Origin of the sequence: Actinophytocola sp. (assembly GCF_035712165.1) — a bacterium.
GTDB lineage: Bacteria > Actinomycetota > Actinomycetes > Mycobacteriales > Pseudonocardiaceae > DASYTH01.
Genome location: NZ_DASTBH010000375.1, coordinates 1 through 15,614, shown reverse-complemented (window position 1 = coordinate 15,614; position 15,614 = coordinate 1). Strand labels below are relative to the sequence as shown.

The window sequence follows — 15,614 nt, the reverse complement described above, 5'->3', positions numbered from 1 at the left end:
CCACGCCGCGGCCGGACTGCCGTTCGCGGTCCTGGTGCTGCGCACGGCGTTCGAGGCGGCCCGGGTGCGCTCGGACGACGAGCGGCCGTCCCTGGACGCCATATGGCGGCGAACCCGGTACCGCCCGGCGATGATCGCGGTGGCGGTGCTCGAGTTCGTGCTGGTGTGGAACGACTTCATCGTCGGGTTCCTGATCGGCGGCGGCTCGACGCCGTTCACCCTGCTGCTGTGGGGCGAGGCGCGGCAGATCGGCACCTCGGCCGGCACGGTGGCCGCGGGCGCGGTCGCCGCCGCGCTGATCCCGGTGACCGTACTGTTCCTCACCTGGCCGCGGATCGTCGCCGGCCTGACCGGAGGTGCGGCCCGGTGAGCTCCGAGCGCGGTTTCCTCCAGACCACCAAGGTCGTGCTGATCGCGGTCATCAGCTGGGTGGTGCTCAACATCGTCAGCGAGCTGATCGGCAACCAGGCCAACGAGACCGCCTTCGGTCAGGTGGTGGGCCGCTACGTGCTGCTGGTGGCGGTGTTCGGAGTCCCGCTCGCCGCGCTGGGCTGGGTGGTGCTGTACCTGCGCGACCGGCGCGAGGAACTGGACGACAACGCCACGCGGACCGGCGGGGAATGGCCCGCGGCGCGGCTGCCCGCGCCCTGGCGTCCGCCCGATCCCTTGTACGACAGGGACTCCGAGGTCGACCGGGCGGTGCAGGTGGCCCAGGCGCAGGGCGTGGTCCTGGTGGCCGGCCCGCGCGACATCGGCACCTCGGCGGTGGCCGAAACCATGGTGCAGCGCCTGATCGACGCCGGCCTCGCCACCCCGGGCCGAACCGTCCGGCTCGACCTGCGCAGCCGCTCCAGCCGGCGGCCGGACGACGCCAGGGCGGCGGCCGCGCGGGTGGTCTCGGAGTTCGGGGTGGACGAGCCGGCCGACGGCACGCCGGGCCTGCTCGCCGATGCCGGCTACCGCCTGGTCGCCACGCTCCGCGACGACTACGACGTCCTGATGCTGGACAACGCCTCCGGCCCGGAGGAGGTCGAGTGGCTGGTCGGCAGTTGGCCGGGCGGTGGGCCTCCGTGGCTGGTGGTGGCCGGTGAGTCGGCGATCCTGCGCACCCGGGAACCGGCCACCGTGCTCGTCGGCGAGTTGGGTCTGCACGGGCTGCGGGCCATGTGGCGAGCCGAGTTGCCCGAGCCGGGCAGCCCGGCCAAGGCCCGGCGCATGGTGGAGCGGTGGGTCCGCCGGTTCGGCGGCGTCCGGCGGGAGGATCTGGACACCTTGCTGCTGGCCTGCTTCGGCCGTCCCGGTGTGCTCAAGGCGTTCATCCGGGAGGTGGGCCGACCGGACAGCACGGTGAGCATCACCGGCGTGGTCGCCGCCGCGGCCTCGCCCGGCTCGCGGGACAGCGTGCTGGAACGGATCTGGACCGGGATGCTCGACCGGGTCCGGGCCGGCCTGCCGGACGACGCGGTATGGCTGCTGCACGCGCTCGCCGAGTTGCCGGTGACCGCGCTCACCCGCGGCGCCGTGGTGGGCATGCTGGCCGGCTACCCCGGCGAGCCGGCCGGCCGGGACCCGCTTGAGGAACTACGGATCCGCAACCTGGTGCGGGATGCCGACGGCCGGTACCGGTTCCCGCGCGAGGTGCGCCGGGCGGTCGCGGCGACCACCGACGACGACGTGCGCCGGGACTACGCCCGGCAGGCGATTCCCGCACTGGTGCGGTATTACGCGGTGGAGACCAGCGGCCGGGCGGCCGACCTCGGCTCGGGACGGGCAGCCGGCGACTGGTTCCACGACGTCGAACGGTCGGTGCGACCGCTGTTCACCACCGAGTCCTATCAGGACGAACGATTATGCCTGCTGGTACTCGACGATCTGGCCGTGATCGCCGAAGCGCTGGAGGGATGGTATGTGCGCGAGCAGCAGGCCGACGGGCTGCTCAAGGTGAACACGGCGTTGCACGTGCTCGCCGAGCGGTCCGGGCGGGCGGACCTGGCCTGCGCCGCGGCGATCCGGATGGCGGCCGCGCACCGGATCGCCGGCCGGCTTTCCGAGGCGGGCAGCAAGCTGGACGTGGCCGCCGAGACCGCTGACGCCTCGGCGGAGCAGTTCACCGAGCTCGGGGTTCGCGAGCACGTGGAACGGGCGTTGCTGGCGCTTTCCCGCCCCCGGCCCGATCGGTCCGACCTGACCACCGCCGAGGCTGAGCTGAACCGCATTCTGGCCAACCACCGCGATCACCGCGGCGCCACCGCGGCCCGGCTCAACCTCGCCGCGCTGTGCCTGCGGCTCAACCGGCCGCACGACGCGCTCGATCACCTCGACCAGGCCGAACGGTTGGCCAAGGAGCGCCACGACCTCGGTTGCCGGGCCCATGCCGTCGAACTGCGCGGGATCGCACTGGCCGGTCAGGACGACCGGCTGCTGGACGCGGTCGCCGCCTGGCGGCTCGCCGAGCACTACTTCGAGGTGATCGGCGAGGAACAGGGCCAGTCGCGCTGCCTGCAGCATCTGGCCGCCGCGGCGCTCAAGGACGGGCGGGCGGCCGCCCAGATCCGGGCCGACCTGCCCGCGGTCCGGGTCGCGCAGGACCTGTTGGCGCGGGCCGAGAAGTTACGCGCCGGCCAGCCGGAAACCCCGGTGCTGCGCCACTATCTGGACGAGGTCGAGAAGCGGCTGGCGGACGAGCCGCCGGGCGGGGCACCGCGCTCCGGGTGAGCCGTCGAGTCGGCCGCGAGAAACTGATCGTCGATCAACCGGCCACCGCCCGCGTTATAGGGACATGATCTCACTGCGGCGGAAGGACCGGTTGTGCCCAGCTTCGAGGAGTTCGTGGCTCACCGTCTGGATCCACTGTTGCGGTACGCCACGGTGCTGACCTGCGACGCGCATCTGGCACAGGACGTGGTCCAGGAGGTGTTGCTGCGCGCCCAGCAGCGCTGGCCCAGGATCGCCGCGACGGACAACCCGTCGGCCTACGTCAAGCGCATGGTGACCAACGAGTACCTGTCCTGGCGGCGGCGCCGGGCGGCGCGCGGGGTGGCGTTGTCGCTGTCCGCGGTGGACGCCGACCGGCTGGCCGCCACGGATGCCCTGGCGCGCTACGACGAACGGGACGCGATGCTGTCCGGGATCGCCCGGCTGCCGGCCAAACAGCGCGCGGCCGTGGTGTTGCGGTACTACGCGGGCTACTCCGACCAGGAGATCGCCACCGAGCTGAACTGCAAGATCGGCACCGTCCGGACCTACATCTCACGCGCCCTGGCCACCCTGCGCTCGGCCAGGCCCGCCCCCGCGCCCGCGCTGACTCCCCGGGAGGGCAGATGACCGACGTCGAAGAGCTGATCAGGGACACGCTGCGGCGCCAGGAGAGCCGCGCCCCCGATCCCGGACCGGTGCTGGCCGCGCTGCGCCGGCCGGTGCGGCGCCCGGCGCCGCGGCGGTCCCGGGGCCTGGTGGGCGGGCTGGCCGTCGCGATCGCGGTGGCCGTCGTGGTCATCACCATTCCGGCCGGCATCCAGCAGCTCACCGGGCCACGGCCCGAACCGGACGGGCCGGGCGGCGGCACCGGCGCCACCGAGGTCCCGCCCGCCGGGCTGTTGCGCTACACCGCCGCCTGGCTGCCCCCCGGGTTCACCGAGGTGTACCGCGCGGTCGGGCCGGACGGCCGGCAGCATCGCCAGTGGGCCGCCGGAACGGTGCGGACGGACAGCTCCGGCAACCCGCTCACGCCGCTCATCACGCTGTCCGTGCACACTCCGGCGGAGCCGTCCTGGGCGGACACGCCGCAGGCGATCTCGGAGGCCAGGGACACGGCGACGGTCGCCGGCCACCCGGCCGGGTTCCCGCGGCTGGACGCCTCGGGCGGGCGCCTGATCTGGATGCCGGACGCCGGCACGATCCTGCAGGTGAGCCTGGTCAAGGTGGCCGATGCGCGCCAGACGGCACTGCGGATCGCCGAGTCGGTCCGCCCGGACGGCGGGTCGGCGGTGCGGCCGGGGATCAGGTTCGGTTCGCTGCCCGCGCCGTTGGCGGAGGAGACCGCGGGCGTGCGGGGCAGCTCGCCCGCGGACGCGACGACCGAACTGGTGGCCGCCGAGCCGGGCGCGGTCGACGACAGGTCCCCGACCGTGCAGGTGACCCTGAGCCCGCAGGCCCTCGAGTCCGGCGGGGAGCCGGTCACCGTGCGCGGGCGGACCGGAACCTACGTGGCGCCGGTCGACCGGCGCTCCACCGAGCACAACGACATCACCCCCGCGCGGCTCGCGGTGCGACTCGACGACGGCCGGTGGCTCACGCTCGACGCGTCCAGCGTGTCCGACGGAACCGGCGGTTCGGCGCCCACCCCGCTGTCCCGTGACCAGCTGATCGACATCCTGAACACCCTCGTGTTCCGGACACCGGACTACACCTGGTTGGGTCGTTGACAACGGCGGGTGGGCGCCGGGGAGAGCTACAGCCTCGCCTTCGTCGTCTGGGCGGTGCGCCGGGCGGCAACCAGTTTCCTCGCCTCGTCGACCGACAGGGCCGCGTCGTCGGTGCCGGCCTTGGACTGGATGTAGGCGATCTCGATGCCGTAGCTGCCGAACAGCTTGGCCGTCCGCAGCAGCAGGTCGACCGTGTCCCCCCGGCCCGAGCCGTACCGGCCGGAGTGATCGTTGATCAGCCAGCCGCCCGCGTCCTTCAGCTCACCGGCGATCCGGCCCTTGCCCGGCTGGGTCTCGCCCTTGGCGCCGAACGTCGCGGCGATGGTCGGGTGCCCGAGCCCGTCCATCGACTTGTCGCCGTTCAAGAACGGGAACGCCTCGGTGAACTTGCTCGGATCCTCCACCCCGATGACGAGGTGGCCGTCGTCGCGGACGACCCACAGGTACTCGACGCCGGGGTTGGGCTGCAGGCCGCCGCCCTGTTCGGTCAGGTCGTACCAGAAGGCGTTGAGCCGCACCGGCGCGTCGGACACGCCCTGCTCGTTGCGGAAGTCTTCCTGCGTCGGGTTGTTGTTCCGGTCGTAGGGCGCCTCCTGCTTCTTGATTCGGGTCGGCAGCCGGGAGGCACCGTACTTGCGCGCGAGCTTCTCCAGCAGGTACTGCCGGTACTGCTCCTCGCGGTCACCCTCGGGGTTCATGTCAGGGATTCCTTTCGTGCTTGGCGTTCGGTGGCCTGGCGTCGGCCGCTCAGTGATCTCCGACGACCTGCTGGATCAGTTCGCGCCTGCGGTCCTCGGAGATGTCGGCGAACTCGGAGTCCTCGGCCAGCAGCCCTTCGATGTCCTCCTCGGTGAGCCGCACCGGCTCCGCGTCGGCGGTCGGGATGACGACGCCGTACTGCGCCAGCGTCGTGATCCGGTCCGCCGCCGACAGGGTGTCGAGGTAGGCCAGCAGGTCGGTCGCCGGCTGGCCGACGCCCGCTTCCCGCGCGTGGTAGCCGAACCACTCGCTGAACTGGCCCCAGGTGGCGTCTTCCCCGTTCCAGCGCGGGCCGTTGTCCACCAGGAACCGCTGCCACTCGGCCTCGTCGTACGCCGGATCGTCGGCAGCGGCCGGCTCCCCCGCCCCGGCCGGCTCGGCGGCCTCGGGCTCGGGGTCCGCGTGCGCCACGGCGAGTTCGTAGACCTGGGCCTCGAGCCGGGCACCGTCGTCGAGCAGCGCGGCGCTGTCCTCTTCGGACAGTTGGTCGAGCGTCTCGACCAGGTCGGCCACCAGCGGGTGGTCCGAGGCGTCGGCCAGGCCGGTCCGCTCGAGGAAGTAACCGCGGAGCTCGGTCCACGACCGGGTGCGGTCATCCGCCCGCGCCGCGACCAGCTCCGTCAGCGGCGGGTAGATCCACGTCCACAACTCGTCTGCCGTCGCCATTGTCAGCTCATCTCGTGGTGGAAGATGTCGGTGATCTGCTTGTGCTCGGCGGTGAGGCCCGCAATGGCCGCCGCCAGCGCGTTCCGGACCGACTCCGGCAGGAACTCGGAGTTGCCGTAGAAGGCCTCGATGAACTCCCAGATCCTGGTGAGCGCATCTGTCATGGTGAGCGGATTGAGCCCGCCGCCCATGTATTCGTCAAAAGCTTTTTTCAACGCCTGGAGCATCACTATGCCCGCGCGGACGACCGCGAGCACTGCTAGCCGGGCATTCGGGGCAGGTCTACTCATCGGTAACTCCTTCTCGACTCGGTCTATTCGGACTCGGCGAACATTGCCGCCTCTTCTTGGGTCATTCCGATACGGACCAACCAGTCCTGGAACGTGTCGACCTCAAGCAGCGTCGACACCCACGGGTACCGGCCGAAGTCGAAGTCGACGGGCTGTTCGGAAGCGTCCGCCGCCGGGATCGCCTCGGCGTCGGCGAACAGCTTGGCGTCCTCATCGGACACGCCGATCCGGACCAGCCAGGCCTCGAAACTGTCCGACTCGACCAGCGTCGACACCCACGGGTACTGGCTCAGGTCGAACTCGACCCCCTGGCCGTCCGCCGTCTCGGGGGTGGCTTCGGCGAGTATCTCCGCCAGGGCGTCGGCGGCCTTGTCGGAACTGCTCGGCCAGTCGTCGCCGACCCGGCTGGTCAATTCATGGGTGCATTGATCGGCCCAGTCAGGCCCGAATTGCGTCTCGAGCTGGCCGGCCCAGTCGGGACCGATCTTGTGTTCAAGCTGTTGTTGGAGCTCCGGATCGGCCCATGCTTCAGCCGCCATAGTCGCCTCCATTTGTCGGTGGTGACCCGACCGTACCGAGGCGGCTCCGCTCAAAACCTGCCCAAAAGGGCGGCCAACCAGCCGCCTTTTCCGACGCGGTCACGCGCCTGACGGCTCGGTCACGGAAACGGCCGGCGATGGACGCAGCAATGATCATAGGCTCAACGGAGCAATGGCGTCCAGAATTTTTTAACGACCGCTGATCGCCATTATTTGAAGCCTTCTGCACCGGATGAAATGAGCCCGACCCGGGCCGCCAGATACATTTCCGGCACTACTATGACCTACATCACAGGGCGCCGGCTCAACCCTTGAAATGCCGGCGGACGACATCGGTCATGACCTTGGTGGCGGCTTCCGCCTTGGCCGGGTCGAGCTTGGTCTGCGGCGGTCCGTCCCCGTTGCCGCGGCCACCCCGCGCCTCCACCTGGATGTGCAGGTTGCCTTTCCGGCTGAGGTCGCCGTGCGGCGACAGGTAGAGGTCGAAGACGCTGCGGCTCTTGTCCCAGAAGCTGATCGCCGGCAGTCCCTCGACCGTGGTTTCCCGCCGGTCCACCCACAGGTCCGGCCGGTCTCCGTAGTCACCAGGGGCGTTGTCGGCGTCCACGTTCACCTGGATCTGCAGCGTGTGGCCGGACTCGACGAAGAAGCAGTGCGCGCCCCACGTCATCGCCTGGAAGGTGGGCCCGAGCTGGGCCTTGACGGCGTCGCCGAACACGGCGCACTGCACGTTTCGGTTGGCCGAGGCGGCCGCCATGATCTGGTCGGCGCCCCGGGGGACGCTCGTCTCGTGATAGGGCTCGCAGTCCAACTCCGAGCGCGGGACGCTGAAATCGACGCAGGCGCCGACAGAGGGGCTCTGCGGCTCGTCCGGGTTGTAGAGCAGCGGGCGCTGCGGCGCTGCGGCGGCGTCGGCCGGCTGCTGGCCGGCCAGCAGCATCGCCTGCTCGGCGAGCCGGGCGGCGCTGTCGCAGTCCGGTGCGCCGAGCCGGAAGATCTGCGCCGCGAACCACTGGCTGCCGACGCCCGACGGGCCCTGGTTCCAGGTCAGCACACAGCCGGTGCCGAAGTCACCCACGTCGACCGTCTTGCCGCCGACCTGCCGGCTCTGCTTCGGCGCGCCGGGCACCTGGTCGTAGCTGACCTCCAGGTCCGGGCTCCGGCTGACCTCACCGGCCTTCTTGTCCTTGGGTTTGTCCTTGGGCGCGGACTGCTCGTCGCGCTTCTCGGCGGTCTGGCAGCCGCTGAACGGGTCCCTGATTCCGTCGGGCTCGAAGGTGTACCTCCCCGCGTCCTCGCCGAGCAGCTGGGCGAGGAACACGCAGCCGTCCCAGGCGGCGAAGGGACGGGTCCCCGGGTCCACGGTGATCGCGTCCGGGTTGCGCAGCCTGGCCACGGACGCCTCGGCGACCTGCCGGACCACCGGGCAGGCGTCCGACGCGGCCAACCGGAACCTGAGCGACCTGGTGAAGCTGACCGGCACATGGAGTTGGCACGCCCGGGACTCGCGGTACTCGTAGGCGTCGACACCCGCGAGTCGCACCGGCGCGCCCATGTACCGGTAGAGGTCGATCTGGCCGTCCCCGACCGTGAGTTCGACCGGGTCGTCGCCCGGCGAGTAGTTCGCCTTCGGCACGAGGTAGCAGGAATGCGGACCGCTTGGGAGCACTGCTGCGGCGGGGTTGCCGGCGGCCCGCGCCGCGCCGAGGTCGAAAACCCCGCAGGCGTCCAGTTTGCGCAACGCGACCGTGACCGCCTGCAGGTCCCGGTCCTTGGGCCGGGGCAGCTTCTCCGGCTCCCCCGCGGGCGCAGCGGAGCCGCCGGCCGCGGTCTCCTCCCCCGCCGCCCGCGGCCGCCCGTCGACCTGCACGCTGCAGCCGGCCACCGCCAGGCAGGTGAGCACGACGAGAAGAACGACGTTTCGAGCCATGCCGGCTGCACTCCCCAGTGGACGGTTCAACGACACCACGCTGACGGCACCGGCGCCGGTCCGGTCAGCGCGCACCGAGACTAACCGGTGGCGCTGGTCAGGGCGACCTTGTCGGTGACGAGCTCGAAGGAGCGGACCCGGTCGTCCAGGTCGTAGACCATGGTGGTGAGCATGAGCTCGTCGGCCCGGGTGCGGGCCAGCAGGTCGCCGAGTTGACGGCGGACGGTGTCGGGGGAACCCACGGCCTGGTCGCGCCAGCGGTCCTCGACGAAGGCGCGGTCCAGCGGCGTGTACGGGTAGGCGGCGGCTTCGTCGGGTGTGGACAGTGGCTGGGGATGACCGGTGCGCAGTTGCAGGAAGGCCAGGGCGGCCGGAGCGGCGAGGTAGCGGGCGCGCTCGTCGGTCTCGGCGCAGACGACGTTGACGGCGACCTTGGCGTGCGGCTCGGAAAGCCAGCGGGACGGGCGGAAGTTGCGGCGGTAGAGCTCCAGGGCCGGCACGGTGTTGGCGGAGCTGAAGTGGTGGGCGAAGGAGAACGGCAACCCGAGCCGGCCGGCCAGTTGCGCGCTGAACCCGCTCGACCCCAGCAGCCAGATGGCCGGCTCGTTGCCCCGGCCGGGCACGGCGGCGATTCCGGTGCCGGGGGTGCCGTGGAAGTACCCGATCAGGTCGGCGAGCTCGTCCGGGAACCCTTCGGCGGACAGGCCGGCCATGGTCCGCCGCAGCGCCAGCGCGGTGCGCTGGTCGGTGCCGGGCGCCCGGCCGATGCCCAGGTCGATGCGGCCCGCGTGCAGCGCCTCCAGCGTGCCGAACTGTTCGGCGACCACGAGGGGTGCGTGGTTGGGCAGCATCACCCCACCGGAACCGACCCGGATGGTCGAGGTGGCGGCGGCCAGGTGCGCGATCAGCACCGCGGGCGCGGAACTGGCGATCGACGGCATGTTGTGGTGCTCGGCTACCCAGAACCGCCGGTAACCCAGCTCCTCGACCCGCTTGGCCAGCTCGGTGGTGTTGCGCAGGGCCTCGGTCGCGCTGGCTCCGGCGGCCACCGGCGCGAGATCGAGCACGGACATGGCTGGTTGGCTCACGTCCCGATCAACCCGGCGGACACCGCCGGTCTTCCCCGCGCCCGCCGAACGTGACCTCCGCCTCGCGGCGGGTGGGCGTCAGGACTCGGTGTCGAGTTGCCGGCGCAGTTCGGTGATCTGGTCGTTGGCCGCGGCGAGCTCGTCCTGCAGGCCGATGATCCGCGTCGTGGCGGCCAGGCTGTGGCCCTCGTCGAACAGCTCCCGGATGCGCGCGGCGAGGTGGAGCTGCCGGCGGGAGTAGCGGCGGTGCCCGCCGTCGGACCGCTGGGGGCGGACCAGGTCGGCGGTGTCCAGGCTGCGCAGAAACGCCTGCTGGACGCCGAGCAGGACGGCCGCCTGTCCCGTGGTGTAGGCCGGATAGTCGGCGTCGTCCAGGTCGTCCAGTGCCACGCCTCAGACTATCTACACGGCACCCTTGACACAATCTGCAGCGTTGGCTATAAAAATCGTGTATCGGTCAGTTACCTGGTCAGGGGTCAGCCCGGGGGTGATCGAGGTGAGCGGTGCGCTTGCCACCGAGCGGGACGGGTTCGCCGACCTGGTGTGCGACGACCCGGACTGGCTCGACGCGGAGTTCGAGGCGATCATCGCCGCCAACTTCGGCGGCCGGCCCCGCCGGCCCCGAACCCCCCGCCCCGGCGGACCCCGGTCCGGTGCTGACCGGCCGGCCAGCACATCCCGGTGTGCCGGCCATGCCGTCCTACCCCGTCGATACGCCGCCCGGGAGCGGGCCCCGCCCCGCACGGCGCAGGCGTGAGCGTGTTCCCGGACCAGGAGGTGATGAGCGGCCGATACCGGTGGAGATACCCCGAACGCGTGGAGCGCTGCCTGCCCACTCCTCCGGCTGGTAGCGACGCAAGCCCAGCACGGCGTCTCGTGACGCGGCTCCGCGGCAGCCTCCCCGCGTGGCGACCCGCCCGCCCCGGCCCGCCTGGCCGTGGCGGGCGGTGCCATCTTTCGAAGGCGCGGCGGGCAACCGGGCCGTGGCTCGGCCGTCTGAACGGACATGAGGCGGCGGGCGGCGATGCGATGGGTGCTGGGCGCCGCGCTCGCCGGGCTGGGAGTGTCCGGCTGGTTGGTGATCGAGCGGTACTCGGCCCCCGAGGTCGATGCCGGGCTGGCGCGGGCCGTGCTTCCGCTCATCGACCAGGAGTTGGAGCGCGGGCCCTGGACCGGGCTGCTGACCAGTGCGCGCCCGGAGTCGGGGCCGCGGTGGTTCTGCGCGCAGCGGGTGGTCGAGACCGGACGGGACGGGGCGGAACTCCGCGTCGGGCTGCTCGCGCACTGCGTGGAGTACGGCCGGGCGGACGGCGCGCTGATCGGGGGAAGCGGCGAGCAGTGCGCCAAACTCGTCGTGCTCACCGGCGGTTCCGGGCGCTGGACGGTGACCCGGATCGAGTCGTCCCCCGACGGCCACGCCGCCGCCGGCTGGGAGCGGGAGCACTTCTCACCGGCCGCCGTCCGGCGTCTGCACGACTGGCTGGGCGCTTCTCCCGACCTGTCCGAGGACGTCACGGCACAGGCCCGGCTTGCCTTCGGGCTACCGCCGGACGCCCCGGTCCGGAGCGTGAGTCGCCCGTGACCCGGCACATCGAGTTCGACCAGATCCGCGCCCGGCTGCTCACCGGTGGGACGGCCGGCCCTTGATCAGTAGGCTGCGCCGGTGCACATCGTCGCGGATGTTCTGATCGGGCTGGTTGCCCTGCTGCACGGGTACTTCCTCGTGCTGGAGATGTTCCTGTGGAAGACCCCGCGGGGCCGGGCGGTCTTCGGCACGGACGCCGAGTTCGCCGAGCAGTCCGCCGCGCTGGCGGCGAACCAGGGGCTGTACAACGGTTTCCTGGTCGCCGGGCTGGTGTGGGGGCTGGTCGCCGGCGGCTCGATCGGCTATCAGGTTTCGGTGTTCTTCCTGCTCTGCGTCATCGTCGCCGGGGTGTTCGGCGCGGTCACGGTCAGCCGGCGGATTCTGTACGTGCAGGCGGTTCCCGCCACCCTGGCGCTGATCGCGGTGTTCATGTCGCAGTGATGTGACCCGCATCACCTGGCCGGTGGCGACGGCTTTTCGGTGGGCGGCTGGTCTTGATTCCGACCGAGTCCGATCCACCGAACGGGGTGCCCGATGTCCGAACTGTTCCAGACCGCCGTCGTCACCGGCGCCAGCCGCGGTTTCGGGCGCGCGATCGCCGCGCTGCTCGTCGCCGGCGGTGCGCGGGTGGTCGGGGTCGCCCGCGACGAACGCCGGCTGCGCGCGGTGCGCGACGAGCTCGGCGCGGGTTTCGTGCCGCTGGCCGCCGACGCCACCGACGACGGGTTGGCCCACGGCGTGCTCCGCGAGCACCGGCCCGGCCTGCTCGTGCTCAACGCCGGTGCGGTGCCGCACATGGCTCCGGTGCACGAGCAGACCTGGGAATCCTTCAGCCGCAACTGGAACGTCGACACCCGGCATGTGTTCGCCTGGACCCGGGCGGCGTTGCGCGAGCCGCTGGCGCCGGACAGCGTGGTCCTCACCCTGTCCAGCGGCGCGGTCCTGGGTGGCTCGCCGCTCAGCGGCGGCTACGCCAGCGCCAAGGCCGCCATCCGGTACCTGCGCGGGTACGCCGCCGACGAGTCGGACCGGGCCGGGCTGGGCATCCGGTTCGTCACCCTGCTTCCGCACCTGACCCCGGCCACCGACCTCGGCACGGTCGGGATCGCCGGCTACGCCGCACGGCAGGGCGTCGACCCGGCCGCCTTCGTCGCGGCCCGGCAGCCGGTCCTCACCCCGGAGCAGGTCGCCAAGGCCGTCGCCGAGATCGCCGGAAACCCCGGCAGCGCCCCGGAGTACCAGATCGACGGCGCCGGCCTGCGTCCGGTGGACTGAGCACCGTGACCCTCGACGCCGAGTTCGCCGCCCGGACCGAGCCGTTCCGCCCGGAACTGCTCGCGCACTGCTATCGCATGCTCGGCTCGATCCACGACGCCGAGGACCTGGTGCAGGAGACCTATCTGCGCGCCTGGCGGGCGTTCGGTGGGTTCGAGGGCCGCTCCTCGGTGCGCCGGTGGCTGTACACGATCGCCACCATGGCCTGCCTGACCGCGCTGCGCACCCGGTCCCGGCGTCCGCTGCCGTCCGGGCTGGGCGCACCGGCCGACGACCACCGGGTCGCCGTGGCCGCCGCCGATCCGACGGTGCCGTGGCTGCAACCCGTGCCCGACACGCTGCTGGCCGGCGGCGACCCGGCCGGCGTCGTCGCCGGCCGGACCGGGGTGCGGCTGGCCTTCATCGCCGCCCTGCAGCACCTGCCCGCCCGGCAACGCGCCGTGCTGACCCTGCGCGACGTGCTCTGCTTCCGCACCGCCGAGGTCGCCGACATGCTCGGCACCACCACCGCGGCCGTCGACAGCACCCTGCGCCGGGCCCGCACCCGGCTGGCCGAAGCCGGACCGGTCGCCGACGACCTGGCCGAACCGGACCAACAGGCCCAGCGGACCCTGCTCGACGGCTATGTCGACGCGTTCACCCGGGCCGACCTCGACGCCCTCACCGCGCTGCTGCGCGCCGACGTCGAACTGGAGATGCCGCCGGTCCCCACCTGGTTCACCGGGCGGCCGGCGGTCGTCGGGTTCCTGGCCGGCCGGGTTCTCGCGACCGGCCGGTGGCGCCTGGTGCCCACCCGGGCCAACGGCCAGCCCGCCGTCGTCGTGCACGAACGCGCCGCCGGCGGCCGGTACCAGGCGCACGGCGTCCACGTGCTGACCCTGACCGGCCTCCGGATCGCCCGCATCACGGCGTTCAACGACCCGGCCCTGGTGCCCCTCCAGCTTGCATACACATACCCCCTATAGGTATAAATAGAGCATGCGGACGGGAGCGAGGCTGGCGGCTTTCGGGCTCGCGCTGGCCGGTGTGGCAGGTGGCGCCTGGGCGGTCGGCGCCGCGGTCGGCCCGGTCGAGGGCGCGGAGCCGGCGGCCGCGGCCGAACACGCGGCGCCCGGGCAGCCGACCGCCGCGGCGCAGGGCCCGCTGCCGGGCCTGGCGGTGGCGGCCGGCGGGTACCGCCTGGAGCTGGGCCAGGACCGGTTGGCCGCCGCCGTGCCCGAACCGTTCCGGTTCCGGATCCTGGGCCAGGACGGCGCGGTGCTCACCCGGTTCGCCGTGGACCACGACAAGCGGCTGCACCTGGTGGTGGTCCGTCGCGACGGCGCCCTGTTCCAGCACGTGCATCCGGAGATGGCCGCGGACGGCACCTGGAGCATCGGTCTGGCGCTGCCGGCGGCGGGCAGCTACCGCGTGTTCACCGACTTCACGCCCGAAGGCGGCGCCAAGACCGTCCTCGGCGCCGATGTGCAGGTGCCCGGCCCCTACGAGCCGCGCGAGCACGCTCCGAGCCGGACGCACGCCGCGGACGGGTACGCGGTGACGGTGGCCGGCGAGCTGGTGGCGGGCCGGGAGTCGACGGTCACCGCGACGGTGACCCGGGACGGGGCGCCGGTCACCGACCTGCAGCCGTATCTGGGCTCCTACGGGCACCTGGTGGCCCTGCGCGCGGCGGACCTGGGCTACCTGCATGTGCATCCGCTCGACGGTGGCGCCGGCCCGGAGGTGCGGTTCGCGGTCACGGTGCCCACCCCCGGGCGCTACCGGCTGTTCCTGGACTTCCAGCACGGCGGCAGGGTGCGCACCGCCGAGTTCACCGTGGACACGACCGGCACGGCGCCCCCGGTGCCGCCGGCGACGACACCATCCGCTGAAGGCCCGCACGGGCACGGCGGCTGAGGGGAGGCCGAACCGCCATGAGCACTCCGGCCACGAAGCAGGTCGAGCTGTCCATCGGAGGCATGACCTGCGCCTCCTGCGCGGCCCGCGTCGAGCGCAAGCTCAACCGGGTCGACGGGGTGAGCGCGACGGTCAACTTCGCCACCGAGAAGGCCCGGGTGACCTACCCGGCGTCGATGTCCCCGCAGGATCTCGTCCAGGTCGTGACCGCGACCGGGTACACCGCCGAGCTTCCCGCCCCGCCCGACACCACCCGGGACACCGCCGCGGAGCCGGCCGACCCGCTGCGGCAGCGGCTGATCGTCTCGGCCGTGCTGACCGTGCCGGTGATCGCGCTCGCGATGGTCCCGGCCCTGCAGTTCACCTACTGGCAGTGGTTGTCCCTGGCGCTGGCCGGGCCGGTCGTGGTCTGGGGGGCCTGGCCGTTTCACCGGGCCGCGTGGACCAACCTGCGGCACGGGGCCGCCACCATGGACACGCTGGTCTCGATGGGCGTCGCCGCCGCCTTCGGGTGGTCGCTGTACGCGCTGTTCCTCGGCACCGCCGGGATGCCGGGCATGGTGCACGAGTTCAGCCTGACCGTGCAGCGGGGCGAGGCCGCCGGACTGATCTACCTGGAGGTGGCCACCGGCGTCACCACCGCGATCCTGGCCGGCCGCTTCTTCGAGGCGCGGTCCAAGCGCCGGGCCGGAGCCGCGTTGCGGGCACTGCTCGAGTTGGGCGCCAAGGACGTCGCGGTGCTGCGCGACGGTGTCGAGCACCGCGTCCCGATCGCGGACCTGGCCGTGGGCGAGGAGTTCGTGGTCCGGCCGGGTGAGAAGGTCGCCACCGACGGGGTGGTCGTCGAGGGCTCCTCCGCGGTGGACGCGAGCATGGTCACCGGCGAGTCCGTGCCGGTCGAGGTCGGCGTGGGCGATCCGGTGGTCGGGGCCACCGTCAACGCCGGCGGCCGGCTGCTCGTGCGCGCCACCCGGGTCGGGGCCGACACCCAACTCGCCCAGATGGCGGCGCTGGTCGAGCAGGCGCAGAACGGCAAGGCGGCCGTGCAGCGCCTGGCCGACCGGGTCTCGGCGGTGTTCGTCCCGATCGTGATCGCGCTGGCCGTGGCCACGCTGGCGTTCTGGCTCGGCGCCGGCGCCGGGGCGGCGGCGGCGTTCACCGC

Annotated in this window: 17 protein-coding genes and 1 pseudogene; 11 read left to right on the top strand and 7 right to left on the bottom strand. The window is 72.4% G+C overall.

Annotated elements, in window-relative coordinates:
* From VFO68_RS20700 to VFO68_RS20685, 4 genes and pseudogenes are all read left to right on the top strand, one after another.
* Positions 1 to 370, top strand: a pseudogene (locus tag VFO68_RS20700) (hypothetical protein); the annotation flags it as partial.
* Positions 367 to 2,715, top strand: a complete 2,349-nt coding sequence (locus tag VFO68_RS20695) for a hypothetical protein (protein WP_325159990.1) — start codon at positions 367 to 369, stop codon at positions 2,713 to 2,715. The pseudogene VFO68_RS20700 and the gene VFO68_RS20695, both read left to right, overlap by 4 nt.
* A 93-nt stretch (positions 2,716 to 2,808) precedes the next feature.
* On the top strand, positions 2,809 to 3,324 hold the full coding sequence (locus VFO68_RS20690) for a SigE family RNA polymerase sigma factor (RefSeq protein WP_325159989.1): 516 nt from the start codon (positions 2,809 to 2,811) through the stop codon (positions 3,322 to 3,324).
* Positions 3,321 to 4,424 carry a hypothetical protein gene (locus tag VFO68_RS20685; protein ID WP_325159988.1) on the top strand — a complete coding sequence of 368 codons (1,104 nt, stop codon included), beginning with the start codon at positions 3,321 to 3,323 and terminating at the stop codon, positions 4,422 to 4,424. The genes VFO68_RS20690 and VFO68_RS20685 overlap by 4 nt, the downstream gene beginning before the upstream one ends.
* A gap of 26 nt (positions 4,425 to 4,450) precedes the next feature.
* Here VFO68_RS20685 and VFO68_RS20680 read toward each other — a convergent pair whose 3' ends face one another.
* From VFO68_RS20680 to VFO68_RS20650, 7 genes are all read right to left on the bottom strand, one after another.
* Positions 4,451 to 5,122 (bottom strand): hypothetical protein, encoded by a 672-nt coding sequence (locus VFO68_RS20680; protein WP_325159987.1) that lies wholly within the window; start codon positions 5,120 to 5,122, stop codon positions 4,451 to 4,453.
* A 49-nt stretch (positions 5,123 to 5,171) separates the two neighbouring features.
* Positions 5,172 to 5,849, bottom strand: coding sequence for a hypothetical protein (locus tag VFO68_RS20675; protein ID WP_325159986.1), 678 nt, complete (start codon positions 5,847 to 5,849; stop codon positions 5,172 to 5,174).
* Between the two features lie 2 nt (positions 5,850 to 5,851).
* Entirely contained in the window at positions 5,852 to 6,139 is a 288-nt protein-coding gene (locus VFO68_RS20670) for a hypothetical protein (protein WP_325159985.1), read from the bottom strand.
* Positions 6,140 to 6,162: 23 nt separating this feature from the next.
* On the bottom strand, positions 6,163 to 6,678 hold the full coding sequence (locus VFO68_RS20665) for a hypothetical protein (protein WP_325159984.1): 516 nt from the start codon (positions 6,676 to 6,678) through the stop codon (positions 6,163 to 6,165).
* 304 nt (positions 6,679 to 6,982) lie between these two features.
* Positions 6,983 to 8,608 carry a hypothetical protein gene (locus VFO68_RS20660; RefSeq protein ID WP_325159983.1) on the bottom strand — a complete coding sequence of 542 codons (1,626 nt, stop codon included), beginning with the start codon at positions 8,606 to 8,608 and terminating at the stop codon, positions 6,983 to 6,985.
* Positions 8,609 to 8,688: 80 nt separating this feature from the next.
* Positions 8,689 to 9,681 carry an LLM class flavin-dependent oxidoreductase gene (locus VFO68_RS20655; RefSeq protein WP_325159991.1) on the bottom strand — a complete coding sequence of 331 codons (993 nt, stop codon included), beginning with the start codon at positions 9,679 to 9,681 and terminating at the stop codon, positions 8,689 to 8,691.
* A 93-nt stretch (positions 9,682 to 9,774) separates the two neighbouring features.
* Complete coding sequence (locus VFO68_RS20650; RefSeq protein ID WP_325159982.1) at positions 9,775 to 10,086, bottom strand: MerR family transcriptional regulator; 312 nt, start codon at positions 10,084 to 10,086, stop codon at positions 9,775 to 9,777.
* Positions 10,087 to 10,192: 106 nt separating this feature from the next.
* On the opposite strand from VFO68_RS20650, the gene VFO68_RS20645 reads away from it, so the two are divergent.
* The 7 genes from VFO68_RS20645 to VFO68_RS20615 all read left to right on the top strand — a co-directional run.
* Complete coding sequence (locus VFO68_RS20645; protein WP_325159981.1) at positions 10,193 to 10,453, top strand: hypothetical protein; 261 nt, start codon at positions 10,193 to 10,195, stop codon at positions 10,451 to 10,453.
* Positions 10,454 to 10,720: 267 nt separating this feature from the next.
* A complete protein-coding gene (locus tag VFO68_RS20640; RefSeq protein ID WP_325159980.1) occupies positions 10,721 to 11,278 on the top strand; it encodes a hypothetical protein in 558 nt (185 codons plus the stop codon).
* An 81-nt stretch (positions 11,279 to 11,359) separates the two neighbouring features.
* On the top strand, positions 11,360 to 11,722 hold the full coding sequence (locus tag VFO68_RS20635; RefSeq protein WP_325159979.1) for a DUF1304 domain-containing protein: 363 nt from the start codon (positions 11,360 to 11,362) through the stop codon (positions 11,720 to 11,722).
* Between the two features lie 93 nt (positions 11,723 to 11,815).
* The gene (locus VFO68_RS20630; protein ID WP_325159978.1) at positions 11,816 to 12,556 is read left to right on the top strand and encodes an SDR family oxidoreductase; all 741 of its coding nucleotides are present in this window, start codon (positions 11,816 to 11,818) and stop codon (positions 12,554 to 12,556) included.
* A 5-nt stretch (positions 12,557 to 12,561) separates the two neighbouring features.
* Positions 12,562 to 13,521 carry a sigma-70 family RNA polymerase sigma factor gene (locus VFO68_RS20625; RefSeq protein WP_325159977.1) on the top strand — a complete coding sequence of 320 codons (960 nt, stop codon included), beginning with the start codon at positions 12,562 to 12,564 and terminating at the stop codon, positions 13,519 to 13,521.
* Between the two features lie 13 nt (positions 13,522 to 13,534).
* Positions 13,535 to 14,452: a hypothetical protein gene (locus VFO68_RS20620; protein WP_325159976.1), complete on the top strand. Its 918-nt coding sequence runs from the start codon at positions 13,535 to 13,537 to the stop codon at positions 14,450 to 14,452.
* Between the two features lie 17 nt (positions 14,453 to 14,469).
* The coding region (locus VFO68_RS20615; protein ID WP_325159975.1) for an HAD-IC family P-type ATPase at positions 14,470 to 15,614 on the top strand (1,145 nt) is incomplete at its 3' end.

What these genes read in the sequence shown, in the direction of transcription:
- VFO68_RS20685 (WP_325159988.1), top strand. Translation starts at nt 3,321, where the DNA reads ATGACCGACGTCGAAGAGCTGATCAGGGACACGCTGCGGCGCCAGGAG.
- VFO68_RS20680 (WP_325159987.1), bottom strand. Translation starts at nt 5,122, where the DNA reads ATGAACCCCGAGGGTGACCGCGAGGAGCAGTACCGGCAGTACCTGCTG.
- VFO68_RS20675 (WP_325159986.1), bottom strand. Translation starts at nt 5,849, where the DNA reads ATGGCGACGGCAGACGAGTTGTGGACGTGGATCTACCCGCCGCTGACG.
- VFO68_RS20670 (WP_325159985.1), bottom strand. Translation starts at nt 6,139, where the DNA reads ATGAGTAGACCTGCCCCGAATGCCCGGCTAGCAGTGCTCGCGGTCGTC.
- VFO68_RS20665 (WP_325159984.1), bottom strand. Translation starts at nt 6,678, where the DNA reads ATGGCGGCTGAAGCATGGGCCGATCCGGAGCTCCAACAACAGCTTGAA.
- VFO68_RS20660 (WP_325159983.1), bottom strand. Translation starts at nt 8,608, where the DNA reads ATGGCTCGAAACGTCGTTCTTCTCGTCGTGCTCACCTGCCTGGCGGTG.
- VFO68_RS20655 (WP_325159991.1), bottom strand. Translation starts at nt 9,681, where the DNA reads ATGTCCGTGCTCGATCTCGCGCCGGTGGCCGCCGGAGCCAGCGCGACC.
- VFO68_RS20640 (WP_325159980.1), top strand. Translation starts at nt 10,721, where the DNA reads ATGCGATGGGTGCTGGGCGCCGCGCTCGCCGGGCTGGGAGTGTCCGGC.
- VFO68_RS20630 (WP_325159978.1), top strand. Translation starts at nt 11,816, where the DNA reads ATGTCCGAACTGTTCCAGACCGCCGTCGTCACCGGCGCCAGCCGCGGT.
- VFO68_RS20620 (WP_325159976.1), top strand. Translation starts at nt 13,535, where the DNA reads ATGCGGACGGGAGCGAGGCTGGCGGCTTTCGGGCTCGCGCTGGCCGGT.